The sequence below is a fragment of the Paraburkholderia sp. BR14312 genome (genome assembly GCF_040948675.1).
GTDB classification, from domain to species: domain Bacteria; phylum Pseudomonadota; class Gammaproteobacteria; order Burkholderiales; family Burkholderiaceae; genus Paraburkholderia; species Paraburkholderia nodosa_A.
Genome location: NZ_JBFPKI010000001.1, coordinates 885,716 through 908,995 on the forward strand (window position 1 = coordinate 885,716; position 23,280 = coordinate 908,995).

General features: G+C 64.7%; 22 protein-coding genes, 1 pseudogene and 2 riboswitches. Of the genes and pseudogenes, 13 read left to right on the forward strand and 10 right to left on the reverse strand.

What is annotated here, in order from left to right:
* The first annotated feature begins 19 nt into the window (after positions 1 to 19).
* The 5 genes from AB3X98_RS03990 (at position 20) to AB3X98_RS04010 (ending at position 3,395) form a co-directional block, all read left to right on the forward strand.
* On the forward strand, positions 20 to 580 hold the full coding sequence (locus AB3X98_RS03990) for an RBBP9/YdeN family alpha/beta hydrolase (RefSeq protein WP_368602714.1): 561 nt from the start codon (positions 20 to 22) through the stop codon (positions 578 to 580).
* Complete coding sequence (locus AB3X98_RS03995; protein ID WP_368602713.1) at positions 567 to 1,277, forward strand: DsbA family oxidoreductase; 711 nt, start codon at positions 567 to 569, stop codon at positions 1,275 to 1,277. Before AB3X98_RS03990 ends, AB3X98_RS03995 begins: the two co-directional genes overlap by 14 nt.
* A 31-nt stretch (positions 1,278 to 1,308) precedes the next feature.
* Complete coding sequence (locus AB3X98_RS04000) at positions 1,309 to 1,641, forward strand: Rieske 2Fe-2S domain-containing protein (protein ID WP_069263137.1); 333 nt, start codon at positions 1,309 to 1,311, stop codon at positions 1,639 to 1,641.
* Positions 1,642 to 1,829: 188 nt separating this feature from the next.
* Positions 1,830 to 2,981: a porin gene (locus AB3X98_RS04005; protein ID WP_368602712.1), complete on the forward strand. Its 1,152-nt coding sequence runs from the start codon at positions 1,830 to 1,832 to the stop codon at positions 2,979 to 2,981.
* 33 nt (positions 2,982 to 3,014) lie between these two features.
* Positions 3,015 to 3,395, forward strand: coding sequence for a BON domain-containing protein (locus AB3X98_RS04010; RefSeq protein WP_069263139.1), 381 nt, complete (start codon positions 3,015 to 3,017; stop codon positions 3,393 to 3,395).
* A gap of 234 nt (positions 3,396 to 3,629) precedes the next feature.
* Here the strand turns inward: AB3X98_RS04010 and AB3X98_RS04015 are convergent, their stop codons facing one another.
* Both AB3X98_RS04015 and AB3X98_RS04020 read right to left on the reverse strand, forming a co-directional pair.
* Positions 3,630 to 4,439 (reverse strand): DUF2182 domain-containing protein, encoded by an 810-nt coding sequence (locus AB3X98_RS04015; protein ID WP_368602711.1) that lies wholly within the window; start codon positions 4,437 to 4,439, stop codon positions 3,630 to 3,632.
* An 8-nt stretch (positions 4,440 to 4,447) separates the two neighbouring features.
* Entirely contained in the window at positions 4,448 to 5,257 is an 810-nt protein-coding gene (locus AB3X98_RS04020) for a DUF899 domain-containing protein (protein ID WP_368602710.1), read from the reverse strand.
* Positions 5,258 to 5,406: 149 nt separating this feature from the next.
* On the opposite strand from AB3X98_RS04020, the gene AB3X98_RS04025 reads away from it, so the two are divergent.
* Together AB3X98_RS04025 and AB3X98_RS04030 are read left to right on the forward strand one after the other, a co-directional pair.
* Complete coding sequence (locus AB3X98_RS04025) at positions 5,407 to 6,627, forward strand: helix-turn-helix domain-containing protein (RefSeq protein ID WP_368602709.1); 1,221 nt, start codon at positions 5,407 to 5,409, stop codon at positions 6,625 to 6,627.
* Positions 6,628 to 6,662: 35 nt separating this feature from the next.
* On the forward strand, positions 6,663 to 7,304 hold the full coding sequence (locus AB3X98_RS04030) for a glutamine cyclotransferase (RefSeq protein WP_368602708.1): 642 nt from the start codon (positions 6,663 to 6,665) through the stop codon (positions 7,302 to 7,304).
* Between the two features lie 48 nt (positions 7,305 to 7,352).
* On the opposite strand, the gene AB3X98_RS04035 is transcribed toward AB3X98_RS04030, so the two are convergent.
* A complete protein-coding gene (locus AB3X98_RS04035; protein ID WP_368602707.1) occupies positions 7,353 to 9,293 on the reverse strand; it encodes a TonB-dependent receptor in 1,941 nt (646 codons plus the stop codon).
* Between the two features lie 102 nt (positions 9,294 to 9,395).
* Positions 9,396 to 9,578: riboswitch (cobalamin riboswitch) on the reverse strand.
* A gap of 90 nt (positions 9,579 to 9,668) precedes the next feature.
* Positions 9,669 to 9,803, forward strand: a riboswitch (cobalamin riboswitch).
* Positions 9,804 to 9,859: 56 nt separating this feature from the next.
* Here AB3X98_RS04035 and AB3X98_RS04040 point away from each other — a divergent pair.
* Positions 9,860 to 10,954 (forward strand): porin, encoded by a 1,095-nt coding sequence (locus AB3X98_RS04040; RefSeq protein WP_368602706.1) that lies wholly within the window; start codon positions 9,860 to 9,862, stop codon positions 10,952 to 10,954.
* 57 nt (positions 10,955 to 11,011) lie between these two features.
* Here AB3X98_RS04040 and AB3X98_RS04045 read toward each other — a convergent pair whose 3' ends face one another.
* Both AB3X98_RS04045 and AB3X98_RS04050 read right to left on the reverse strand, forming a co-directional pair.
* A complete protein-coding gene (locus tag AB3X98_RS04045; RefSeq protein ID WP_368602705.1) occupies positions 11,012 to 12,973 on the reverse strand; it encodes a phosphatase PAP2 family protein in 1,962 nt (653 codons plus the stop codon).
* 157 nt (positions 12,974 to 13,130) lie between these two features.
* Entirely contained in the window at positions 13,131 to 14,714 is a 1,584-nt protein-coding gene (locus AB3X98_RS04050) for an MFS transporter (protein WP_368602704.1), read from the reverse strand.
* A 317-nt stretch (positions 14,715 to 15,031) separates the two neighbouring features.
* Here AB3X98_RS04050 and AB3X98_RS04055 point away from each other — a divergent pair.
* From AB3X98_RS04055 to AB3X98_RS04065, 3 genes and pseudogenes are all read left to right on the forward strand, one after another.
* Positions 15,032 to 15,388, forward strand: a pseudogene (locus AB3X98_RS04055) (DUF305 domain-containing protein); the annotation flags it as partial.
* A gap of 71 nt (positions 15,389 to 15,459) precedes the next feature.
* Positions 15,460 to 16,935 (forward strand): YncE family protein, encoded by a 1,476-nt coding sequence (locus AB3X98_RS04060; protein ID WP_368602703.1) that lies wholly within the window; start codon positions 15,460 to 15,462, stop codon positions 16,933 to 16,935.
* A 163-nt stretch (positions 16,936 to 17,098) separates the two neighbouring features.
* Positions 17,099 to 17,494 carry a hypothetical protein gene (locus tag AB3X98_RS04065; protein ID WP_368602702.1) on the forward strand — a complete coding sequence of 132 codons (396 nt, stop codon included), beginning with the start codon at positions 17,099 to 17,101 and terminating at the stop codon, positions 17,492 to 17,494.
* Positions 17,495 to 17,510: 16 nt separating this feature from the next.
* Here AB3X98_RS04065 and AB3X98_RS04070 read toward each other — a convergent pair whose 3' ends face one another.
* Positions 17,511 to 18,422, reverse strand: coding sequence for a CHAD domain-containing protein (locus AB3X98_RS04070; protein WP_368602701.1), 912 nt, complete (start codon positions 18,420 to 18,422; stop codon positions 17,511 to 17,513).
* 232 nt (positions 18,423 to 18,654) lie between these two features.
* On the opposite strand from AB3X98_RS04070, the gene AB3X98_RS04075 reads away from it, so the two are divergent.
* Positions 18,655 to 19,023, forward strand: a complete 369-nt coding sequence (locus AB3X98_RS04075) for an NUDIX hydrolase (protein WP_069263547.1) — start codon at positions 18,655 to 18,657, stop codon at positions 19,021 to 19,023.
* Between the two features lie 110 nt (positions 19,024 to 19,133).
* On the opposite strand, the gene AB3X98_RS04080 is transcribed toward AB3X98_RS04075, so the two are convergent.
* The gene (locus tag AB3X98_RS04080) at positions 19,134 to 19,616 is read right to left on the reverse strand and encodes a hypothetical protein (RefSeq protein WP_368602700.1); all 483 of its coding nucleotides are present in this window, start codon (positions 19,614 to 19,616) and stop codon (positions 19,134 to 19,136) included.
* A 229-nt stretch (positions 19,617 to 19,845) separates the two neighbouring features.
* On the opposite strand from AB3X98_RS04080, the gene pstS reads away from it, so the two are divergent.
* The gene (pstS, locus tag AB3X98_RS04085) at positions 19,846 to 20,871 is read left to right on the forward strand and encodes a phosphate ABC transporter substrate-binding protein PstS (protein ID WP_368602699.1); all 1,026 of its coding nucleotides are present in this window, start codon (positions 19,846 to 19,848) and stop codon (positions 20,869 to 20,871) included.
* Positions 20,872 to 20,952: 81 nt separating this feature from the next.
* Here pstS and AB3X98_RS04090 read toward each other — a convergent pair whose 3' ends face one another.
* Genes AB3X98_RS04090 through AB3X98_RS04100 form a run of 3 tightly spaced genes read right to left on the reverse strand, consistent with a single transcriptional unit; the run spans position 20,953 to position 23,248 of the window.
* Positions 20,953 to 21,081: a DUF3562 domain-containing protein gene (locus tag AB3X98_RS04090; protein ID WP_368602830.1), complete on the reverse strand. Its 129-nt coding sequence runs from the start codon at positions 21,079 to 21,081 to the stop codon at positions 20,953 to 20,955.
* Complete coding sequence (locus AB3X98_RS04095) at positions 21,082 to 21,801, reverse strand: response regulator (RefSeq protein ID WP_069263153.1); 720 nt, start codon at positions 21,799 to 21,801, stop codon at positions 21,082 to 21,084. It abuts the gene before it with no gap.
* A complete protein-coding gene (locus AB3X98_RS04100) occupies positions 21,794 to 23,248 on the reverse strand; it encodes an ATP-binding protein (protein WP_368602698.1) in 1,455 nt (484 codons plus the stop codon). The genes AB3X98_RS04095 and AB3X98_RS04100 overlap by 8 nt, the downstream gene beginning before the upstream one ends.
* Positions 23,249 to 23,280 lie beyond the last annotated feature (32 nt).

A 23,280-nucleotide genomic window follows, 5' to 3' on the forward strand; every position in this document is an offset into this window, starting at 1 on the left:
GCGCAGGAGACCTTGACGAATGACGCTGAAGACCACACCGACCATGCTGATGGTCCCGGGGTTGCGCGACCACGTGGCGGAGCACTGGCAAACGCTGCTGCAGCACAAGCTGCGCAACGCGGTCTCGGTGCCGCCGCTCGAGCACGACAAGCTCAGTTGCGCGGCGCGCGTAGCGGCGCTCGACGCGGCGCTCGCGAAGATCGACGGTCCCGTCATTCTCGTGGCACACAGTGCGGGCGTGATGATCACGGTGCATTGGGCGCAGCAGCACAGCCGCAAGATTCACGGCGCGCTGCTGGCCGCGCCGGCCGACCTCGAAACGCCGCTGCCGCCGGGTTACCCGCCATTCGAAGCACTGGCCGAGCACGGCTGGAACCCGATTCCGCGCAAGCCGCTGCCGTTTCCGAGCATCGTGGGCGCGAGCCGCAACGATCCGCTCGCGCGCTTCGAGCGCGTGGAGGCCATGGCGAAGGACTGGGGCAGCAGCCTTGTCGACCTGGGCGAAGTCGGTCATCTGAATCCCGCAGCGGGTTTCGGCGAATGGCCCATGGCGGAGATGTTGATTCATGAACTTGTCTGATCAAAAGTGGGCGGCGCAGGCGAGTCGCGACGCGGGCGAGCCACCCGTGCTGACGATCGAAGCCTTCTTCGACTTCATCTGCCCGTGGTGCCTGATCGGCAAGCGCAATCTGGACGAAGCGCTCGCGCGTTTCGCAAATTCGCGGCCCGACGTGCGTGTGCGTGTGCAGTGGCGCTCACACCAATTGCTGCCGTGGACGCCGCTCGAAGGCATGCCGTATCAGATGTTCTATCGCGACCGCCTGGGCAGCGACGAAGCGGTGGCCGCGAGGCGCGCGCAGGTGCAGCGCGCGGGGCGCGGCGCGGGTGTCGAGTTCGCATTCGATCGCATCGAAGTGCTGCCGAACACCGCGGCCGCGCACGACCTCGTCACGTTTGCCGCGAGCCGCGGCACGCGCGAACAGAGCGCGGTGCTGATCGACCGCGTGCTCGAGGCGTACTTCATGGAAGGCCAGAACATCGGCGATTACGCGGTGCTCGAGCGTCTGGGGCTCGAATGCGGCCTCGAGCGTGAGCGCCTGGCGGCTCACATTGCCGCATCGAAGCGCCTCGCGGACCCGACCGGTCAGCGCGCGCCGTACGCCGATCCACAGGTGAACGGCGTGCCGTATTTCGTGTTCAACAAGGGGTATTCGCTCTCGGGCGTGTACTCGCCGGTCGCGATGGCCGGCACGATGGCGCTGGCGGTCGCGCACTGAGGCGAGTTGAAGAAAGTCGAGGGGAACGGGGATGACACGTGAAGTACCGGTCGGCACGGCCGACGAACTTGCGCCGGGCGAGCGCAAGCTGGTTTTCGTCGACGGCCGCAGCATCGTTTTGTTCAATATCGAAGGACAGCTGCACGCGATCGACAATTCGTGCCCCCACAACGGCGCTTCGCTCGCGAGTGGCCCGCTCGAAGGATGCATGGTGCGCTGCCCGGCGCATGGACTGCGCTTCGACGTGCGCAGCGGCTGTATGCCGGGCGCGGGCGGGCTGAAGGTCACGACATTTCCTGTGCGGACTGCGCAAGGAAAGCTGCTGGTGAGTGTCATGGAAACGCCGGCTCCGAGCCAGGCATAGCCACGGCATCGCACTCAAGAACCGCATACGTACCGAAGTCACTTAGGATAGCAAACCATGCAAGGTCTGATGATGGAGCAGCCGCCTCATGCAGATCGTGGATCGCCGCAAGGACGTCATGTAATCCCCACCAGGCAACAACAAAAGGCGCCGGGACCACCCGGCAGCCACACACACGGAGAGAGGCAATGAAATTGAAGTTCGGCAGCGTGGCAGCGCTGGTCCTGTTCGCCAGCGCGGCGCATGCGCAATCGTCGGTCACGCTTTATGGCGTGGTCGACACCGGTGTGCTGTACCAGAGCACTTCGGCCGCAAACTTTTCGGGGACTGCGAAGAATCTGGGGAGCGTCTGGCAACTCAAGGACGGCGGCATCTTTTCGAGTATCTGGGGTTTGAAGGGGACCGAGGACATCGGCGGCGGCTACAAGATCAACTTCAAGCTGCAAGGGTCGTTCACGTCGAACAACGGCAAGCCGGGCCTGTCCGACACGCCGGGTGTAACGGCGCTCTTCAACCAGATCACGACCATCGGCGGATCGGGTTGGTTCGGTTCGATCGACGCAGGCCGGCAGATCATCCCGATGATCTACGCGATGGCGGACACGGACGTACGCGGCGCGCAGTACTTCGGCAGTATTCTCACCGCGTGGCTGGGCCTCAATCAGGCCGCCGGCTGGCCGGGCACAAGCACGAATGCGCCGATCGGCGCGCTCTATGACAGCAACGCGATCGTCTATAACTCGCCAAAGTTCTATGGCGCATCGCTCGCACTGGAATACGCGCCGGGTGGTGTGCCGGGGCAGTTCCAGGGCGGCACGCGCGAGTCGGCCGTGCTCAAGTACTCGAACTACGGCCTGAACCTGGCTGGCGTTTACTACAGCGGGCACGACACCAACCCGTACGCGGGCACCTATCCGACGACGCCGGCCGCGCCGGCAACGGGCCGCAACAACAACAACTTCTATTACGTCGGCGCGATGTACACGATCAGCGGATTCTCGATATCCGGCTCGTTCAGTTCGTCCAATTCGTCCAGCCTGTTCACCAAAGCCACCTATAACTTCGAAATGATCTCGGCCGGCCTGGGTTACCAGTTCAGCCCGGTCTTCAAAGTCACTTCGGGCTACTACTATTTGAAGGACCGCAACAACTCGGCGAATCATTCGAGCGAAGTCGCCGTGGGCGCCGAATACAACCTCTCGAAGGCGACCAGGGCCTACGCCCAGGTCGGCTACGTCAGCAACAAGGGGACCATGAACCAGACGATCATCTACGGAGCGCCGGTCGCGCCGGGCCAGTCGACGACGGCGGCGATGGTGGGTATTCGTCACGCGTTCTGATCCTCATAAACTCAAGAAAGAACGGAGCAATTCATGAAGAGAACTACGGTAGCCGGATTGGCGATCGCGACGCTCGTCGCGGCGGCTTCCATGAGTGCGTGGGCGCAGGGTGACGCGAGCGCGGCTGCGGGGGCGCAGGCGGCGTCGACAACGGCTGCTCCTGGCGCGGCAGTTCCCACGGACAGGCAGGCGAATCGTGCCATGCGCCGCAAGGTGTATGCGGCCATCGGGAAGGACAAGTCGATCAACGCGGGCAACATCAGCGTCGGGGCCAGGGGTGGCGCGATTACGCTGAACGGGACCGTTTCGGACACCGCGCAGATCGCCAGGGTCGAGGAGATCGCGAAGGGCGTTCCCGGCGTGGCGTCGGTGACCAACAAGCTGACGGTCAAGAAGTCTTTCGGCGGCATGTAAGCCGCCACAAGAGGCGCGGAGTGCGGCGAGGCCGGGAGTCCCCCTGGTCGCGCCGCGCTTCGCCCAGCAGCACAGAGGTGGAATTCAGCCGGCCTCTTTCTGCTACTCCGGACTGCCAACAACAATCCGGAGCGTCGATCAGACTCGTGTGCAGGCGCGAGTCTGGAGGCGTGAGTTCGACGTTAGAGTCGGAGCGTTTTATCGCCGTTTCGCGGATGCGGAACGGCGATTTTTTTATCCGGCCACCGCCCGCACCACCATCACGACGCCCGCCGCGATCGCAGCCGCGCCAATCCCGCGCGCGACTCTTGTGCCGCCCGGGATCCACCGCTCCGCTGCGATCGCCGCCGCGACCAGCGCCATCGCAGGCCGATCCATCACGCCTGCCGCAAGCAGCGCCGCCATCAAATTTCCGCAGCAGCACAGGCAATGCCGGCCGAGCCTCAAACCGTGCCGCAGCGCGGCCTGCACGTCGAGCCGCGCATGCCCGCACGACGGCAAGTTCCCGCAGCACGCAAGCCAACGCGCTTTCCACGCAGAGAACTGCAACACGCCCGCCATCACGACGACGACACCGGCCACGGCTGGCGCGGTGTGCGCCAATGCAGGCGCTTCGACGGCTAGCGCGGTGAGTTGCGCCCCCGCCGCGAACACGAGCACTCCAACCACGAGCCACACAAAGAAGTAACCCACCCCAGCCATCACCGTCATCCCACCCGCACGCGCCGCGCGTGCGTCGCCCAGCGCCTCGAAATATCGCCACAAAGCGGGCGTGACCGCAGGCAACATCATCGCGACCATCATCACATTCCACATGCCGGCAAACGATACGGCGGCGTCGAACCAGGTGCGTCCGCACATGGGCGTCCAGAGCGTGGACATCGTCCAGCCGCCGGGCATCGGCGTGCCGCCCATCGCCTGCATCGAAGCGCACCAGACGAACGTTGCCGCCGCGCTCGCCGCGAAGACCAGCGACGCAACGCCGAAGAAAATCGCGCGCGGTATACCGCCGCAGGGCCGTACCGTCATGCCGACGTTATCCATGATGCGCCTCAGCTCTGTGCGTACTCGTCATGCCGGTGCCACCAGATGCCGGCCTCGTTACGTCCCTTCGGCGCGCGGTCGAGCCACTGGTACATGCCCCACACGCCATCGAGACCGCGCGCATAGGTCGAGTACGTGTGATAGACCACGCCGTCCTCGAGCACGAATGCGCTCAGGCCAGGACGGTCGCGCGTATAGGTCGCCGCGTCGGTGCCGCAACTCGCCGCGAACTCGGCGACGGGCGCGGGCGGCGGATTCATGTCCATGGCGTGGCCGCTGCGCGCATAGTTGTATTCGATGTCGCCCGCGCGCTGCTGCGCCGTGGTGAACGCCACGTTGAAATCGAAGTTGAAGTCGTTGCCGCTCGACGAGGCCCACGGAAAATGCCATCCCATGCGCTTGCGGTAGGCGAGCAGCTTCGCGAGCGGCGCGCGCGACACCGCCATGAGCCGCACGTCGTGATTCGCGAGATGTACCGCGATGCCGTCGAAACCATCCGCAATCGAGGAACACGACGGACAGCCCGCCGCATAGTCCGGCCCGAACATGAAGTGATAAACGAGCAGTTGCGAGCGCCCCTTGAAGAGATCGGCGAGCGTGGCAACGAGCAGTTGCGAGCGCCCCTTGAAGAGATCGGCGAGCGTGGCACCGCCCTCTTCGGTTTCGAAGCGATACATCTTGTCGACGCGCACCCAGGGCAGCGCCTGGCGTTGCTGCGCCAATGCGTCGCCGCGGCGCGTATGTTCTTTCTCGGCGGCGAGCAGTGCGATGCGCGCCGCAAGCCAGTCTTCGCGCGTTCCTGTGGTATGGGTTGCCATTGCCTGGTCCTCCTATGGATTCACTATGGTGGCGGCGCGCTGTACGCATCGCCATGCCGTTCGATCGATGATTCATTTGATCGCCGTGTTAGATTAGGTCCGGACCGAGAAGGAGGGGGAGTGACAAGTGTGGCGGGATTCCCATGACCATGGATTCGCTGATCACGGCTGCCGCGCGCGCGCTCGCGGCCGGTGATCCGCTCGGCGCGCTGAACCGGGTCGCGTTGCGCGACGACGCCCCCGCGCTCGCGCTGCGCGGCATCGCCATGGCGCAGCTCGGCGACTTCGCGCGCGCCAAAGCGCTGCTGCGCAGCGCGGCGCGCGGCTTCGGCGCGCGCGAGGCCGTCGCTCGCGCGCGCTGCGTCGTCGCCGAGGCCGAAATCGCGCTCGCTTCGCGCGAGCTCGGCTGGCCGACCGATACGCTCGCTGCGGCGCGGCAAACGCTCGAAGCCCATGGCGACCGCCTCAATGCCGCGCACGCGCGCTACCTGGAAATTCGCCGTTTGCTGCTGATCGGCCGGCTCGACGAGGCTGGGGGCATGCTTTCCGAAGTCGATCCCGCGCCGTTGCCGCCCGCTTTGCGCGCGGCGCATGAGCTGATCGCCGCCGGCATTGCCATGCGGCGCATTCAAACGCAAGCGGCGCGGCAAGCGCTCCGCGCGGCCGCGCGCGCCGCGCGTGAGGCGGGCATCGCGGCGCTGAGCGCCGAGATCGAGAGCGCAGCGCTGCTGTTGACTTCACCGGCGGCGCGCCTCATCGCGCGCGGTGAAGAGCGGGTGTTGCTGCTGGAAGACGTCGAGGCGCTGCTCGCCTCGAAGGCCCTCGTCGTGGACGCGTGCCGCTACGTCGCGCGCGAGGGTCCAACCGTCATCGAACTCGCAAGACGGCCAGTGCTGTTCGTGCTCGCCCGCGCGCTTGCGCAGGCGTGGCCCGCCGACGTGCCGCGCGATGCGCTCATCGCCCGCGCCTTTCGCACGAAGCACGCCGACGAAACGCACCGTGCCCGCCTGCGCGTGGAAATCGGCCGCTTGCGCACGCTGATGCGCGACGTGGCCGAGATCGGCGCGACCCAGCAGGGCTTCGCGCTGGCGCCGCGCCACGCGAGCGAAGTGGTGGTACTGGCGCGGCCCGTGGAAGAAAAGCACGCCGCCGTGCTGGCTTTTCTCGCCGATGGGCAATCGTGGTCGAGTTCGGCGCTGGCGCTCGCGCTCGGCGCGAGCCAGCGCACGGTGCAGCGCGCGCTCGATTCGCTCGCGGCGGCGGACAAGGTGCAGTCGTTCGGCTACGGCCGCGCGCGCCGCTGGACCACGCCGCCCGTCCCCGGATTCGCGACGACCTTGTTACTCCCCGCCCCGCTGCCAGGCGATTAGGATGAACGCCTGTCCCTTCATTCAACGAGGAAACCATGAAACGAACGACTGCCGAAATCGTCCGCGAGTACGGCCCTTTCCCCGGCATCGAGAAGGTGGGCGGGGTCACGTACGACGGCAAACAGGTGTGGTTCGCCGTCGGCGAGCGCATCGCGTCGCTCGATCCGCAGAGCGGCCAGACGCAGCGCTCGATCGACATCGCGGCGCACGCGGGCACGGCTTTCGACGGCCGGCATCTGTTTCAGATCGCCGAGGATCGCATCCACAAGATCGACCCCGAAACGGGCCGCGTGCTCGCGACGATTCCCGCGCCCGGAGGCGGCGGCGACTCGGGGCTCGCGTGGGCGGACGGGACGCTCTGGGTCGGGGTGTATCGCGAGCGCAAGATCCATCAGGTCGATCCGCAGACGGGCGCGATCCTGCGCACGCTCGAATCGAGCCGCTTCGTCACGGGCGTGACGTGGGTGGACGGTGAACTGTGGCACGGCACCTGGGAAGGCGACGAGAGCGATTTGCGGCGTATCGATCCGGGCACGGGCGAACTGCTGGAACAGCTCGACATGCCGCCCGGCACCGCCGTTTCGGGGCTGGAGTCCGATGGCGGCGAGCAGTTTTTCTGCGGCGGCGGGAATAGTGGGAAGATTCGCGCGGTGCGGCGTCCGAAGCGCGAGGGCTAGGCGAGCGGGCGCGCGAAACGCTTGAACGCACCCGCTCGCACGCAACGCTCAGAACGTATAGGTCACCTTGCCAAACGCCGTGCGCCCCAGCGTGTTGTACCCGTATGCGGTCACGTACTGCCGGTTGAACACGTTCGCCAGCGTGGCCGATAGCGCGAGATGCGCATTGACCTTGTACGTCGCGCGCAGGCTCACCGTCGTCCATGAAGGCAGGTAGATCGTGTTGAGCTGGTCGTCGAACGTCGAGCCGTTATACAGCAGCGAAACGCCGGTGCTGAGCGCGTGGAGCTGGAACTCGTCCCACGTGTGATCCACGCTCAGGCTCACCGTCTGGCGCGGGCGGCGATTGAGCCAGGTCTGGTCGGTCACGTCCTGCGGATTCAGAATCCCCACCGTGAGGCTCACCGGCGTGTACTGGCCGAGCGTGCCCTTGTACGAGAGGTCGAGACCTTGAATGTGCGCGCGGCCCACGTTCACGGGCAGGAAGGTCTGCGAGTTGTACGTGATGAGATCGTGCACGCGCGTGTCGTACACGGCCGCCGTGAACGTGCCGATGGACGTGGTGGCATCGAGCGCGGCTTCGACCGAGTCGCTGCGCTCGGGCAGCAGGTTGGGATTCGAGTAGCCCGGATAGTAGAGGTCGTTGAACGTCGGCAGGCGGAACGCATTGCCGTACGAAACGCGCGCCGTGTAGACCGGCGTGATGGCCCACGAGAGCGCGACATTGCCCGTATTCACCGATTGCCCCTGCACGATTTCGTGCCGCCCCGCCAGAAACAGCGTGACGGGTCCGAGCGTGGTCGACTGATGCATCGACACGGCCGAATCGTTGCGCGCGGGCAGCCCGCCCGGCACGTCCACGGGCAGGAACGCCAGCTCGCGGGTGTAGTCGTAGGCGAGCTTGGTCTCGCCGTCGAGCGGCATGCCGAAGAGCGTGTGGCCCCTTTCCTGATGCGTGATCGAGGTGGAGGTGGAAAAGCGCGTCGAGTCGATTTCGTCGGTCGGGATCGTCGGGTCGTTCGAATAGAGGAACTGACGGTCCGTCGCGTAGCCCACCGACTGGTCGAGCTGCGTGGTCGGCGTGATGTCGAGGTGGAACGCGAGACCGGTCGTGAGCTGCGTGTCGCGCTGCCGGTCGTTGCCTCCCGCGTTGTCGTAGGAGAGATCGGAGCGGTGGTAGAGCGCGAAGGTCGAGATCGACCAGTTGTCGTGCGCGTAGCCAAGGCGCGCGTCGAGGTTCTGCGCGTGGTATGGATTGCGGCCGTCTTCGTGGCCGTAGGCCCCGGTCTGCGTCGCGTCGATGCCCGCCGTGTTGTAGTCGTGCAGGCCCAACGAGTAGGTGAGGCCGCTCAGTGCGGAAAGCGGCCCTGTCGAGCCGATCGAGCCCGAGGTGCGCACCTGCGAGTCGAAGGTCTTGTTCGAGCCGCCGCCGAACGAGACGGTGGTCTGGTTCGGCTGGTTCGACGCATGGCGCGTGAAGAGCTGCACGACGCCGCCCATGGCGTCCGCGCCGAACGAGGCGGCCGCGGGGCCCGAGATCACCTCGACGCGGTCGAACGAGGCAGTCGCAAGATCGGCCCATTCTGCCGTGCCCGTGGTGACGGAGCCTATGCGTATGCCGTCGATGAACACGGCCACCTGGTCGGCCGACGAGCCGCGAATGCTGACCCCCGTGTACGACCCCGGGCCGCCGGTCTGCGAGACGGTGACACCCGGCAGCGTGGCGAGCGCCTGCGCGATGCTGGGGTCGACGGGGGACACGCGCTCGAGGTCCTGGCGCGTAAGCACCTGGGTGGTTGCATAGCGCTGATCGAACGATTGTGGCAGATGCTGCGCGTCGCCCACGACGAGGATATTGGGCAGCGTGGTGTCGCCGCCGGCTTGCTGCGGCGCCTGGGCGGACGATGCATTGGCGGCGTCGGCGGCATGCGCGGTTTGCCACGCCCAGGCGAGCGCGGCGGAAGTCAATACGAATTGGCGAAACTTCATGATGCGGTGGCTGGAAACAGCTCCTGAAATACGGGCTGTCCGTGCAACGGGCGATCGCCACGCGGGCGGTGCTTGCGCATTGGGGATCCCCGCCCGCTGCGGCTGCTGGACTCGGTTGATGGCAGGTCTCCTGGCTCGCGGGTCGACATCCGCAGCCGGCCTTCCCGGTTTCCCAGTGGCCTTCTCTGGCATGGACTCGCCGCTTACAGTTGCGGGGGCAGCCGCAGTCTTGCACTGCGTTCCCTTTTGATCCCGTCGCCGGGAACCATCAGGGCGCAAGGGTAAGGGCCGCGCAATCGGTGCGTCAACCTTTGACGAGCGTCGTGTGGCAAAAACACCCGGTTTGGCTGCTCCCGCAACTTACGCTATCCTTGCGGCTGTTTTTCGCGCGTAGGCGCTGCACAAGCGAAACGCAGCAGGGAAGCCGGTGAGAATCCGGCGCGGTCGCGCCACTGTGACCGGCGGTCAATCGAGCCAGAAGTCAGACCTCGCTACGTCCTCGCCGCATCGAGCGGGGGCGGACGGCGCTCGTCCACGCAATCCCACCTACACAAACAAGACGACTCATGAACAAGAACATTCTCGCCGTCCTGGGTGGGACGGCATTGGCATTCACCGGCGCTGGCGCCTCGGCGCAGCAGGTCACGTTGTACGGTGAGATGGACGCGAGCGTCGACTATGTCAGCGACGTTGGCGGCCGCACCCAATATCGTGCAGGCTCGGGTCTTGTCGACGGCAGCTTCTGGGGCCTGCAGGGCACTGAGGACCTCGGCGGCGGCAACGCCGCGATCTTTCGCCTCGAGCGCGGCTTCTCGGCCACCTCTGGCGAAGCCTTCAACGACCATCCGTTCTACGTTGGTCTGCAATCCGAACGACTCGGCACGATCACGCTAGGCCGCCAGTACGACACGATGCACGACTACTTCGCCCCGTTCACGCTAACGGGCGGCGCGGGCGGCACGGCATTCGCGCATCCGTTCGACAACGACAACGCCAACAATTCGTGGCTCGCCTCGAACGCCGTGAAGTACGCGAGCGCAACGTACGGTGGTTTCAGCGCCGGCGCGATGTACGCGTTTTCGAACGAGGCGGGGCGCTTCGCGCAAAATCGCGCTTACGGCTTCGGCGTCCATTACGAAGGCGGCCCGTTCAGCGCAGGCGTGGCGTGGATGCACATCAACGGACGCGGCGCCTCTTCGGTGGGTGCGTACGATACATCGGTGCTGCCGGGTGCGGGCCTCGTGCCGACCGAGGTCGCGGTGCAGCGCGAAGACACCATCGGCGCGGGCATGAGCTACGCGCTGGGAGACGTCACGCTTGGCGCGGCCTGGTCGCGTTCCATTCATACCGGTGTCAGCGAGGCCGACGGCGGCGCGCCCTTGCCTTCGATCGCATTCAGCAATTACGAAGTGAATGCGCTATGGCAGGTGACGCCAGCGTTCTCGCTCGCGGGCATGTATGCCTATACGGGCGCGACCTCCGCGCATTGGCATCAAGGCGCGCTGCAGGCCGGCTATCAACTGTCCAAACGCACGGACGTTTATACCGAGGCGATCTATCAGCGCGCGTCGTCCGGTGCGCTTGCGATGATCAACACCTGCGACCCGTCGGGCGGCCGCAACCAGGTGCTCGTGGCCGCGGGCATCCGGCATCGCTTCTGATGCGTAAAAAAGGCCCCGAACCGTTGCGATTCGGGGCCTTTATACTGCGTGGCTACATCACGAAGCCGAGAGCTTCACCGAAACGCCGGTCGAAGAATAAACGGGCGTGGCCTTGAAGCCATCGACCGTGACGGTCGCGAATTTCACCGATGCGCCGCTGCCGTCGATCACGTCGATCGTGTCGCCCGCTTTCGGCGTATAGCCGTTCACGAACTTCACATGCAGCGTGCCGCCCGCCACCGTGAGCTGGCCGCCCACACGCAGGCGTCCGCCGCCGTTGCCGTCGATATCGAGTTCGAGCGTCGTGCCGTCGAGCTGCGTGTACTTGCCCGCCACCGTCAACGGTGCGCTCGTCGCCACGGTCACGCCGCCGCCGGACCCGACGTACACGTCGCCGTTGCCGAAGGCCGTGGTCGACGCTGCAGCGAGCATGCCGCCGCTCACCTGTGAGCCGCCCGTGTAGCTGTTATTGCCCGCAAGCGTGAGCGTGCCGCTGCCCTGCAGCGTGAGCTTGCCCGAGCCGGCGATGTCGTTGCGCCAGGTGTCGGCGGCGTTGAAGCCGCCCTGGGTCGCGTCCATCGCCACGATCACATTGCCGTTGAACGCACCATAACCATCTGCAGCACTAAACATGTTCAGACGGCCCCAGCCCTCGGCGTCGTCCATGACCGGATAGCCCGAGACGACTTCGGTCGTCTTCAGCACGATGCGGCGCTGGTCGGCGCTCAGGTACGGGAAGCGCGTTTCGAGCAGTACCTCGGCGCCCTTGGGCACGACGGGCGGCGCTTCGGTGGATTCGATCTGGCTGAAACCGAACGTCATGCGGCGCGCGAACTCCGACTTGTTGGTCGCATAGTCGGCAAAGCGGTCGGTCGCGGTCGTGGACGAATGCGCGAAGGCGGGGAAGGTCGTGGCGCTCGTGCCGGTGGCCTGTTCGAGCGCGCTGTGCGCCTGCGTATAGGCCGCGCTCTTGAGCGTGGCGTTCGCGGGATCGTAGAGATTCGCGGCAGTGGCGGCCAGCGCGAACATGCGGCCGCCGATCACGTCGAGCGGCGAATGCATGCCCGCGAGAATGCGGTTTTCGCCGAGCTCGAGGCCGCGGCTCGCCATTTCCTGGTAACGCTCGGGCACGAGGTACGCCATGGTCATCGCGTCGCGCATGGCTTCGGCTTCGTGGCCGCTGATGAAGCCGCCGTCTGTGGACGGCGTCGTGCTGATGGCCGGCACGAGCGTGGGGTCGACCACGACGCTCGTGCTCCAGCGGAACGGCCGCGCGTATTTGTAGAAGCGCTTGGCGGGCTCGGTGGAAGCATTGTTGCCCATCGTGTTGAGCAGGTCGACCACCTTGCCGAAGGTTGCGTTGCTCGTGCTGCCCACGCCCGTGTTGTTGCCCGAGTCGCTGTAGAGCGTCGTGGTCGCGTCCGCGGGAATCGACGTGATGCTCGTCGTCTGCTGCGCAGCCGAGCGCCAGGCGGCGGTGAGCGGCCCCATGCCGTCGGTCACGCTGTAGCCCTTGCCGCGGCGATCGTCGTAGTAGGCCGCGTCGGCCTGCGCCTGGCTGCGCTGGGTCGTCGCGGTCACGACATACTGGATGTTCGCGCTCAGCACGGTGCTGTTGAGGATCGTGCCGTTGGGCGTGCCGTCGGTGGGGACGCCCGTCCACGTCGACTGCACGACCGCGGGGAATGTGCCGTTGGCGGGCGCGGAGACGCCCGCGTCCACCAGCTGCGTGAGCGGCTGCCAGAGATCGAGAAAGCGCGCCACCACGCGCACGCCCGCATTCGTCGCGAGCGTGGCGTAACGCGCGTCGCCGCGCTGGTTGGTCGCGATGTTGTCGACAAAAGCCGGTACGTCGGGAATCGGTGCGTTGTCCACGAAGCCGGGGTCGGCTGGCGGCGCGGGAATCGCGGCGGTGGTGGCGGGATCGCTATTGCCGCCTCCACAGGCGGTCAGCGCGGCAACGCTGGTAAGCACTGCCAGGTAGACCGGCAGTGCAATTCGGTGGCGTGATGCGGGCATGCTGAGGGCTCCGTCGTCGTGATTGATGCTGTGTGGTTATTTCTACTGACGGCGGCGAATTATGCTTACCCTCGATTACTCCCTAATTACCAATTTATTACGCAGATGTTAAACGGGAATGGAAATGAAGTGCGTAGAAGTATTTCGCGGCGTCCATTTACGGCTGCGCCTCGAGATAACCGACCCGCACGGGCGGCACGAACCACGCAAGACACAGGCCGGCCAGCGCGGCCACGGCAGCGACGATCAGGCCCATGTGGATCGAATCCACGAGCGCGCTGCGCGCCGAGTTCATCATCGCGTCGCCGGCATGCCCGGAGCTCACGAGGCGGCTGATCAGCGCGGCCTGGTCGGCGCGGTCGACGAGCAATTCGGGACTCGCAAACGACCTGAACCATTGCGTCGCCTGATACGAGTCGAGTGAGCGATTCACGCCCATGGTGTAGACGTGGCCGAGCAACGCGCCCGTCATCGCCGTGCCCAGCATGCCGCCGAATGTGCGCAGCGATTGCAGCATCGCCGTGGCGGCGCCGAGATGGTCGCGCGAGACGATCTGCTGCGAGCAGACCGTGAGGCTCGTGCCCACGAGGCCCAGCCCCAGGCCGCTCGCGCCCATGCACGCCATCCACACGAGATGCGGCTCGTTGCCTCGCAGCACCACCACCGCGAGGCTCGCGAATGCCGCCAACGCGAAGCCGACGTAAAGGATCGCATTGGCGCGCCGGATGCGCGTGACCACGCGATTGTTCACGAAACTGCCGACAGTTGTGCCGAGCAGCAGCGGCGTGATCAGCATGCCCGAAGCGCGCGGCGACATCGCATAGCCGCCCTGGAACAGCAGCGGCACGTAGAAAACGAGCGAGAACAATGCAAATCCGCCGAGCACCGACATTGCAAAGAGCGGGCCGAGTTTGCGGTCGAGCAGCATGTCAACGGGGATGATCGGATAGCCCATGCGCTTTTCCCAGAAGAAAAGCGTCAGCGAACAGACCACCACGATCGCGGCCAGCACGATCGTCGAAGTCGTCCAGCCTTGCCTCGGCAGAAGCTCGATGCCGAGCTGCAGCGCGCCGAACGTGACGGCGACGACGCAAGCGCCGAGCCAGTCGAGACGCAGCCGCGCGCCTTCGCGGGCATGGTGCAGATGCGGCAGGAAAGCATTCACGAAGAAGAGCGCCGCCACGCCCACCGGCACGTTGACGAAGAACACGAGGCGCCAGCTGCCGTGCTGGGTCAGCATGCCCCCGAGCGTGGGTCCCACCACGTTCGCCAGGCCAAACGCCGAGGAGACAAATACCAGCCAGCGCAGGCGTAGCCGCGGATCGGGGAATAGGTCGGCGACGGTCGCGAATACCGTCCCCATCATGATGCCGCCGCCGATGCCCTGCAGGCCGCGCGCGAGTACGAGAAACAGCATGTTGGTCGCGATCCCGCAGAGCACCGAGGCGAGGGTAAAGAGAAGGATTGCTGCCAGCATGAAGGGCTTGCGGCCGAACAGATCGCCCAGACGCCCGAAGATCGGAATCGTGATGACCGACGCCAGCATGTAGGCCGTCGCGACCCATGCATAGAGTTCGAAGCCCTTGAGCTCCGCGACGATGCGCGGCAATGCGGTGCCGACGATGGTTTGGTCGAGCGCGATCAGCATCGAAACCGAAGCGACGCCGAGCATCGCCAATACCGACTCGCGAAACGGCAACAGTTGCCGTCCTTGATCGTGAAGCCCAATGCTCGTGGCCATGTAACGCTCCTTACTGCTGCGACGCGGCTAATCTGCTATGCGGCGCCCGGCAAAAAATGAATGGGTCGGGCCCGCGCGTGCGACCTTCGTGCGTTGTGCAATGATGGTACGCCCGCATACGCGAATGTCACGGGACGAACACGTCATCGACGAAGTTATTCCACACGACCCGCGCGAGACAGGGGAGATGCGAAGCGTTTGCCAACGTTTCGCGGCTCGTCGCTCTGCAAATCGATTTCGCCCGGCATGGAGTAAATCGGCGAGTCCGTTGTTTGCCTTCATGTCGAATGAGATTCGACCAAAACGGAGGGGACGTCATGAACGCTGCAATTCGACTCGTTTTGCGGGCAGCGGCAAGCGTTGCGGCCACGCTTTCCCTGGCCGCTCTATGCGCCGCGTCGGCGAGTGACGCGGGATCGTTTCGCAGCGATGACGAAGCCTCGTTTCTCTCAGAGAACGATGCGGCCATGACGAAGATGATGGCCGGGATGGCGGCCAGGCCGACAGGCGATACCGATCGAGATTTCGTCGCAACAATGATTCCCCATCACCAGGGTGCCATCGACATGGCCATGGCGGAATTGCGGCACGGACACAACGAACAGCTACGCAGGATCGCCCAGGAGATCGTGGTCGAGCAACAGCAGGAGATCGTTGCCATGCGTCTCGCGGTGCATGACCCGAACACGCCGCCGGCGCCGATGTCCCACTGACCCGCTCGCATCAAGACGCAGGAGACAATGTCATGAAATACAACGCCATGCTTGGTGCGGCCCTGACTGCCGCTGCGCTCGCCGCCACGACACTCGCCGAGGCGGGGCAGGTCCCCGGCTCGCTAGCGGCGGCCGATATTGCGGTGAGCCATCGGGACCGGGTTTATTCGTCTGATCAGTTTTCGAATACCGTGTCGATCATCGATCCGGCGGCCAATCGTCTGGTCGGTGTCATCCGCCTCGGGGAGCCGACCCCGGCCAATTTCAGCCCGCTCTATCACGGTCAGTTGCTCGTGCATGGGATGGGCTTTTCGCCCGATCATCGCACATTGGCCATCGTCTCCATCGGCTCGAACTCGGTATCCTTCATCGATACGCAAACCAATGCGGTCAAGCACGTGACCTATGTGGGCCGCTCCCCGCACGAGGCATTTTTCACGCCCGACGGCAACGAGGTGTGGGTGACCGTGCGCGGCGAGAACTATGTCGATGTGCTCGACGCCAAGACCTTCGAAGAGAAGACGCGCATTGTCGTGCCGGCCGGGCCGGGCATGCAGATCTTCTCGCCCGATGGAAAGTACGGGTATATCTGTTCGTCCTTCAACCCGGAAACCGACGTCGTTTCGGTCGCCGATCACAAGATCGTGGCCCGCGTCACGCAGGCGAGCCCGTTCTGCCCGAACATCGCGGCGACGCCGGATGGCCGGCAGGTCTGGTTCACGTTGAAGGATGTGGGCAAGACGCAGGTATTCGACGCCCGGCCGCCGTTTGCGCTGCTGAAAACGCTCGACACGGGGCCGATCACCAATCACGTGAACATCGTGCAGAACGCCCACGGGATGTTTGCGTACGTGACGGTGGGCGGCCTGAACCAGATCAAGGTGTTCCGCACCGACGACTTTTCGCAGGTAGCGACGATTGCGGTCGGCAGCCTGCCGCACGGCATCTGGCCGTCCGGCGACGGCACGCGTGTCTACGTGGGCCTCGAAAACGGCGATGCGATGACGGCAATCGACACGCTGACCAACACGGTCATCGCTACGGTTGCGGTCGGCCAGGCGCCGCAAGCCGTGGCGTATGTACCCGACGCCGTGCCGGATGGCGACGGCACGGCCAACACGCAGCCGCTCGGCGCGGCGGGGGAGGCCACGCATGTCATGCTGATCCCGGTGGGTGGCGCCGCAGCCGACCATGGCGCTGCGCCGACTTCGGTAGCGTTGTTCGACCAGGGAGTGCTGCAGGTGCTGCAGGCGGCGGTGACGGGATTGCAGGCGGGCCAGCCGTATTTCCTCGGACTTTCGGACCACGCCGACGGCAGTGGCAAAATCGACGTCCTCGCAAGCTTCAAGGCCAACCCGGCCGGCTCCGCAATCGTCAACACGCTGGGCCAGATTCGACAAGTCGTCGCGCCTGGCACGCCCGGCGTGTCCGACCGCCGACGATATCTCGTGATCGCGCCGAGCGTGGGCGGTGCGCCCGGACCCGTAGTGCAGGTGCAAGCCTTGTGAGGATCCCGGGCATCGTCCCGGTCATTTCGAATTCCTTAGTAAAAACTTGCGGCTCGTGGGCGACACTGTTTGTTTGCCCACGTACGCAGGCGCCTGACGCTTGACGCCTGCCTCTGCGGGAAGCTAACTGACGGTGATCGGCACCCGAAAGCGAGGTGAAGAAGTGAGCGCTTCCCGCAATCTGGCTAACAGCCAGCTTACCGTCCTGTTCCTGATCCTTCTGGTGCATGGCACGGCCCACGCCGCCGACGATCGTGCGGTGTCGGCCGCCTCACCCGGCTTCGAGCCGAGCGAGCTTTCGACAGACTGCATCGACCGGGAATATCGCGGGAAAAATGCCAAACTGGGTCTCGACTACACCGACCTGATCAACAACTGCGGTGCATCGGTCATCATCACGTGGCAGTCGTTCAACAACGGCGCGCCGCAAACGGAAGGCGGCGGGGGAATGGGGCAATCGGCATGCATACCGCCGGGCGGTACCATCACCACCGCATCGCGCGAGCGGCTCGGCACGGCGAGTGAGAACCTGCCGGTTAGCGTCGTGACCTGCCAGTGACGGCGGCGCAGCCGGTTCAGCCGGAAATGGCTCTCACCCTCCGCGAGGCAACATCTATTCGCTGGCACTTCTTTTCTTCCAGCCACTGCAACGACTTCTCGACGACGTCGGCAGGCACCTCGTCGAATGTGGTGTTGCGGATCAAGGTTTCGCTCGCGGCAATGTCGTTGAATTCCCCCAGCGTCTTTTGCACGGAGGTCAGTTCCTTGATGGTGCGATCGTGGTCGCCTTTGATGACGGGTTGAAAAAACTCGAGCAGATAGCGCAGCTTTTTGCCGGCCTTGCGCACGTCATGCAGACTTTCCTCGTGGCCAGCCTCGCTTCGCGCGGCGCGTCTGCTGCGTTTTCGAAGCGTGCGCTGCGCCATACGGACCCGTTGCCTGGCAAACGCGCGGATTGGAAGATCACTGCAACGCGACTGCAGCGTGGTTTGCGCGCGAAGCACCGCGTCGTTCAGAAATGCTTCGACGGCTTCGCTCTTGATCATGGCCTGGCTATGCGCCACCGCTTGCGCGCGTTTCTCGCGCGCGGCGGTCACCAGCAGTTCGATGGATGCGTCTGACTTCTGCGCGGTTTCGAGGAGGTCGCCGGCGATGTCCCAGTCGCGCGTTCCGCCCGCTACGGCGGCCAGACGCTTGAATTCTTCGCTGGCTTGCGCGGTGGCTTCCTCACCGAGCCAGGGCGAGTACGCCCAATACAATGCGCGAAGCTTTCTGAAGGCCACCCGAAGCTGATGAAATGCTTCGGGGTCGACGCCTGTCGACAGGGCTTTCGTCCTTTGCACCGCTTCGGTGACCACTGGCATGGCCAATGATGAGAAGGTGCTGGCGATGGAGGTCTTGCTGGTGAGTGACGCATCGGAGCGTCGCCGATCGATTCTGAAGCGAGTGCGCGGCCGTGGTAAAGGCCAGTCACCGTCCATATCCATTCGAGCCTCGAGTCTGACGAAAACAGGTTGCCCCAAACCATACCATACGGCCGGTTGGCAACCTGATCTTCGTGACGATTTGATGAAGTGTGCAAATTCTGACAAGTTGACAGCCTTTGCGTCGCCAGCAGGTTGACCTTCTGATTTTCTGTATTACGATGCTTACCTACGTCAGGCGTTGCCGTGCGGATGCATCGAGAAGCGCCTCCCGGGAACGAAGTGGGAGTTCGAGTTGAAGAAACGGGCCACCGTGATCTGCCGTAGAGGTAAGCGAATTCTCCTGGTAGCACGCAGTCAGTCGAAGTGGGCACTACCGGGTGGCATGTTGAAGCGCGGTGAGCATCTTACGCAGGCCGCGCTTCGAGAACTCAAGGAGGAGACGCGGCTCCTGGGCAAGTCGGCCAGGTACCTGTTCGACATTCGCGGCAAGCAGAAACACCATCACGTGTTCTCCTGTGAAATACCCAGGCAGGCCAAGGCACGGCCGAGCAGCGAGATAGCCAGGTGTCGATGGGTCCACCTCGACGACATCCCGCGCCTGCTCACCAGCGGCCCGACGAACGATATCGTGCGGCTGATCAACCAGCGGCGCAGGAAGTAACACCACGGCCCTCGTGGTGACGGATTGAACGCCCACGGCGTTCAATCCCGATGCATCTGCCTTCCTCAGGCAGCTATCCCAAGCCCAACATCTTCAACGCTTCGCGCCCATCACGCGTTTTCGTCGCCTTTGGCCGGACGCCCCGTCTTGACGGTTTCAAGTGCTTCGATCGCAGCCAGCAGTCGCTTCTGCGGCGCCGCTTCGAGCAATTGAAGGCCGGCGCGCAATAGTTCGCTCTTTCTCACCGCAACGCCGGCCTCCAGGCACTTGCGTTTGAGGAGCGCGATGCGCTGGTAGTCCGTCTTGGGCATCGTGAAGCTGTCGCGCACGACCTTATCTTTCTTCACGCGCTTGGCCTTGACCTTTTCCGCGGGTGCGGCTGCAGGTGCAGGCGCCGGTGCGGCGCCGTTAGCGGGCTTCGCAGGCGCTTTGGGCACGGCCTTCCTGCGCCTGGACTTAACCGCCGTTTCCGCTGGCGCTGCCGCAGCGGGCTTTGCCGTTTCGCTTTGCGCATCCGCGGCTGCCTCGGTTGCCGCGGACTTCGGGAAGTGGAACGCCTTCCTGGTGGGTTTGCGTGTGGTCGCTACAGTCATGTCGATCTCCGGTCTGAAAACGGTATAAACAGTATATCCGGTTTATTGCGACATTCCACTCTGTCGCGAGCCACCTTCGAACCTGCTCAGTGAGTCCTTGCTAACACGTCTTCTGAATGGTGACGCCGGCATCCATAAGCTCTCTTTTGCGATCGATTCCAGTGTCACCCAATCGTCACATTGCGAACGTAACGTCCAGCGCATCAAGAACGATTTGAAGGAGTACGGGATGAGAGTCAGTCTCTTTGCGATTGTCATTCTCGCGCTGGGCTCGGGCATCGCCCAGGCTGCGGATATCACGGGCGCCGGCAGCACCTTCGCTGCGCCGATCTACACGAAATGGGCGGACGCGTATCAGAAGTCGGGCGGCGGCAAGGTGAATTACCAGGGCATTGGCTCGTCGGGCGGCATCAAGCAGATTCAGGCCAAGACCGTCGATTTCGCGGGCTCGGACGCTCCGCTGAAGGATGACCAGTTGGCGAAGGACGGCCTGTTCCAGTTCCCGACGGTGGTCGGGGGCGTCGTGCCGGCGATCAATGTGCCGGGCGTAAAGCCGGGCGAGATCACCCTGTCGGGCCCGGTACTCGGCGACATCTACCTCGGCAAGATCAAGAAGTGGAACGACCCGGCCATCGTCGCCCTGAACCCGAAGGTCAAGCTGCCTGATCTCGACATCGCCGTGGTGCGCCGCGCCGACGGCTCGGGCACCAGCTTCATCTGGACGAACTACCTCTCGAAGGTCAGCCCCGAGTGGAAGAGCAAGGTCGGCGAAGGCACGACCGTGAACTGGCCGACGGGTACGGGCGGCAAGGGCAACGACGGGGTGGCCGCTTTCGTGCAGCGTCTGCCGGGCGCGATCGGCTACGTCGAATGGGCGTACGCCAAGCAGAACCACATGGTCTACGCCGCGATGAAGAACGAAGCGGGCACGGTCGTTCAGCCGAGTACCGAAACGTTCAAGGCAGCGGCCGCTGGCGCGGACTGGAAGAAGTCGTTCTACCAGATCCTCACGAACGAGCCGGGCAAGGACGCGTGGCCGGTGGTCGGCGCGACCTTCGTGCTGCTGCATACGGCACAGGACAAGCCTGAGCAGGGCAAGGAAACGCTCAAGTTCTTCGACTGGGCTTTCAAGAACGGCTCGTCCGCCGCCGATAGCCTCGACTACATCTCGCTGCCCGAGTCGGTCGTCAGCGAGATCAAGTCGCAGTGGAAGGAGAAGGTCAAGGACGCGAGCGGCAAGCCGATCGTACCTTGATCGGAAACGCAATCCAGGTGCGCGCATGCATTGCGCGCGCTTGCCTCTCCTGCCACTCAGAGCGTTCGAGGCTTCACGAGCCTAGTGTGCGTCGCTGCGCGAACCCCGAAGATTTTCGCGCACGCGCCGCGCGACCAGCACGCTCAGGTAATTCATGATGCGCGCGCCGTCGCTGAATGCCGCCCAGGTTTCGGGTACAGGCTGTCGAATTCATTCGCCGGCAGGCGCGATCTCCAGGCGATAACCCACACCGTAAATCGAGCGGATCATGTCCTGCTCGGGCCGGATCGACTGGATTTTGCGCCGCAGGTTCTTGACGTGCGAGTCGATCGTGCGGTCGGCCACGACGCGGTGATCGTCGTATAGCGCACGCAGAAGAAAGTCGCGCGCGTAAATGCGGCCCGGGCCCGAATGCAGCAACGCGAGCAAACGAAATTCGATGGGTGTGAGGTGCAGATCCCGACCATCCAGGCGCGCGGCGTGTTGCGCGACATCGATCGAAAACGGCGAGGCCACGGTGCCTTCCGCTTCCTGGTGCGCCCGCGCAAGCAGTTCGGCCCGGCGCAGGATCGCCTTGACGCGCGCGACGACTTCACGCGGACTGAACGGCTTGCACACGTAGTCGTCGGCACCCAGTTCGAGCCCGAGCAAACGGTCGATTTCGTCCACGCGCGCCGTGATGATCATCACGGGAATGGCGGAGAACGTGCGCAGTTCGCGGCACACGTCGAGACCGCTGCGCCCGGGCAGCATCAGGTCGAGCAGCACCATCGACGGTTGGTGTTCGCGCACGTACGGCACGACCTCGCGGCCGTCCGCCAGGATCGTCGTGGCGAAATCCTCTTTCGCGAGATAGTCGGCGAGCAGGGCCGCGAGCTTCGGCTCGTCTTCGACGACGAGGATGGACGGCCGCATGGTCGGATCAATCATGATGCGTGTGCAGGCGAGGAAGTTGGACCAGGATCCGCAGCCCGCCGAGCGGCGAGCGCGATGCCTCGATCGTGCCGCCGTGTTGCTCCACGATGCGCTTGCACAATGCGAGCCCGAGACCCGCGCCGCCGCTTTGACGGCTGCGCGATGGATCGACGCGGAAAAACCGGTCGAACAGATGCGGCAGTAGCGGCGCAGGAACCGGCGGAAACGAATCTTGAACGTCGACATGGATGTCGTTGTCGTTCGACGTGACCGAGAGCCTCACGCGGCCGCCGGCGTTGGTGTAGCGCAGGGCATTTTCCAGCAGGTTTTTCCACAGCTGCGTGAGGCGATAAGGATCGCCCGAGAGCGTGGCGTGAGCGGCGTCGGGATCGAAATCCAGCGTGATGTCCTTGGCGGCGAGGCGCTCGCGAAATACGTCGCATGCGGCCTCCACGATGGGTACGAGGTCGAGCGGCACTTTTTCGAACGAAAGCTGGCCGATGTCAGCCAGCGAAAGTTCATAGAGATCGTCGATCAACTGGCTGAGCATCGCTACTTCGGACTGCAGAGAAGTGATGGTCGCCGCGTCGGGCCGGCGCACGCCGTCCTCGATCGCCTCGAGTTCGCCGCGCAGCACCGAGAGGGGCGTACGCAACTCATGCGAAATGTCGGCGATAAAGTCGCGCCGGTCGCTTTCGGCTTTTTCGAGCGACGCCGCAAGCCGGTTGAAATCGCTCGCGAGCATCTGCAATTCGTCGCTGCCTTTGGCCGGCACGCGTGTGGCATAGTCGCCGCCCGCGAGGCGATGCGTGGCCGTGACGATCCGCTTGATCGGTGTGAGCAGCGTGCGCGCGAGGATGATCGACATGGCGGCGGAGAGCAACGCCGTAAAGCCCACGATGATCCACGTCACCTGCAGCTGGCGGTCCTTGAAGCGCTGCTCCGCCTGATTGATGAGCGAGGTGGGTCCCCCCAACGCGATCCAGCCGACCGTTTGACCCTTGACGCGCAGCGGATGGCGCACGGCGTCGGGCGGCGGGGGCGGGCCCGCGCTCGTGACGAGTTTCATGTTCGCGTCGTAAAGCGTGTAGGGCGGGCGAAACGGCCGCGAGTGCCCGGCAAGGCCGGGGCCGAAGGGGCCACCGTTGCCGTCGCTGCCGTGGAAGCCGCCCGGCGCATCGGGCGGGCGGCCGTCTTCCGGCGGCGCGCCTGGCGGCGGCCCGCCGTCGAATGGAGGCCGGTCTGGCGCGGTCTCGCGAGCGAAATCCCAATTGCCATGCTGGGCGTACGAGGCTTCGAGTTCCTGCTGGAGCGCCGCCAGTTCGCTTGCACTTTGCTCCTGCAGAAAATCCACGAAGCCGAATTCGAAACTCGTCCGGATCGCGACGCCCATGGCCACGGCGGCGAGCACGCAGGCCGAAAGAATCGCGAGGAAGAGCTTGGAGGTGACGCTGACTTTCATGACGGGTTCAGCAGGGAGCAATAAAGGCGAGT

Bases quoted from the DNA above. Each gene is read 5' to 3' on its own strand.
- AB3X98_RS03990 (WP_368602714.1), top strand. From the start codon at position 20: ATGACGCTGAAGACCACACCGACCATGCTGATGGTCCCGGGGTTGCGC.
- AB3X98_RS03995 (WP_368602713.1), top strand. From the start codon at position 567: ATGAACTTGTCTGATCAAAAGTGGGCGGCGCAGGCGAGTCGCGACGCG.
- AB3X98_RS04000 (WP_069263137.1), top strand. From the start codon at position 1,309: ATGACACGTGAAGTACCGGTCGGCACGGCCGACGAACTTGCGCCGGGC.
- AB3X98_RS04005 (WP_368602712.1), top strand. From the start codon at position 1,830: ATGAAATTGAAGTTCGGCAGCGTGGCAGCGCTGGTCCTGTTCGCCAGC.
- AB3X98_RS04010 (WP_069263139.1), top strand. From the start codon at position 3,015: ATGAAGAGAACTACGGTAGCCGGATTGGCGATCGCGACGCTCGTCGCG.
- AB3X98_RS04015 (WP_368602711.1), bottom strand. From the start codon at position 4,439: ATGGATAACGTCGGCATGACGGTACGGCCCTGCGGCGGTATACCGCGC.
- AB3X98_RS04020 (WP_368602710.1), bottom strand. From the start codon at position 5,257: ATGGCAACCCATACCACAGGAACGCGCGAAGACTGGCTTGCGGCGCGC.
- AB3X98_RS04025 (WP_368602709.1), top strand. From the start codon at position 5,407: ATGGATTCGCTGATCACGGCTGCCGCGCGCGCGCTCGCGGCCGGTGAT.
- AB3X98_RS04030 (WP_368602708.1), top strand. From the start codon at position 6,663: ATGAAACGAACGACTGCCGAAATCGTCCGCGAGTACGGCCCTTTCCCC.
- AB3X98_RS04035 (WP_368602707.1), bottom strand. From the start codon at position 9,293: ATGAAGTTTCGCCAATTCGTATTGACTTCCGCCGCGCTCGCCTGGGCG.
- AB3X98_RS04040 (WP_368602706.1), top strand. From the start codon at position 9,860: ATGAACAAGAACATTCTCGCCGTCCTGGGTGGGACGGCATTGGCATTC.
- AB3X98_RS04045 (WP_368602705.1), bottom strand. From the start codon at position 12,973: ATGCCCGCATCACGCCACCGAATTGCACTGCCGGTCTACCTGGCAGTG.
- AB3X98_RS04050 (WP_368602704.1), bottom strand. From the start codon at position 14,714: ATGGCCACGAGCATTGGGCTTCACGATCAAGGACGGCAACTGTTGCCG.
- AB3X98_RS04060 (WP_368602703.1), top strand. From the start codon at position 15,460: ATGAAATACAACGCCATGCTTGGTGCGGCCCTGACTGCCGCTGCGCTC.
- AB3X98_RS04070 (WP_368602701.1), bottom strand. From the start codon at position 18,422: ATGGATATGGACGGTGACTGGCCTTTACCACGGCCGCGCACTCGCTTC.
- AB3X98_RS04080 (WP_368602700.1), bottom strand. From the start codon at position 19,616: ATGACTGTAGCGACCACACGCAAACCCACCAGGAAGGCGTTCCACTTC.
- pstS (WP_368602699.1), top strand. From the start codon at position 19,846: ATGAGAGTCAGTCTCTTTGCGATTGTCATTCTCGCGCTGGGCTCGGGC.
- AB3X98_RS04095 (WP_069263153.1), bottom strand. From the start codon at position 21,801: ATGATTGATCCGACCATGCGGCCGTCCATCCTCGTCGTCGAAGACGAG.
- AB3X98_RS04100 (WP_368602698.1), bottom strand. From the start codon at position 23,248: ATGAAAGTCAGCGTCACCTCCAAGCTCTTCCTCGCGATTCTTTCGGCC.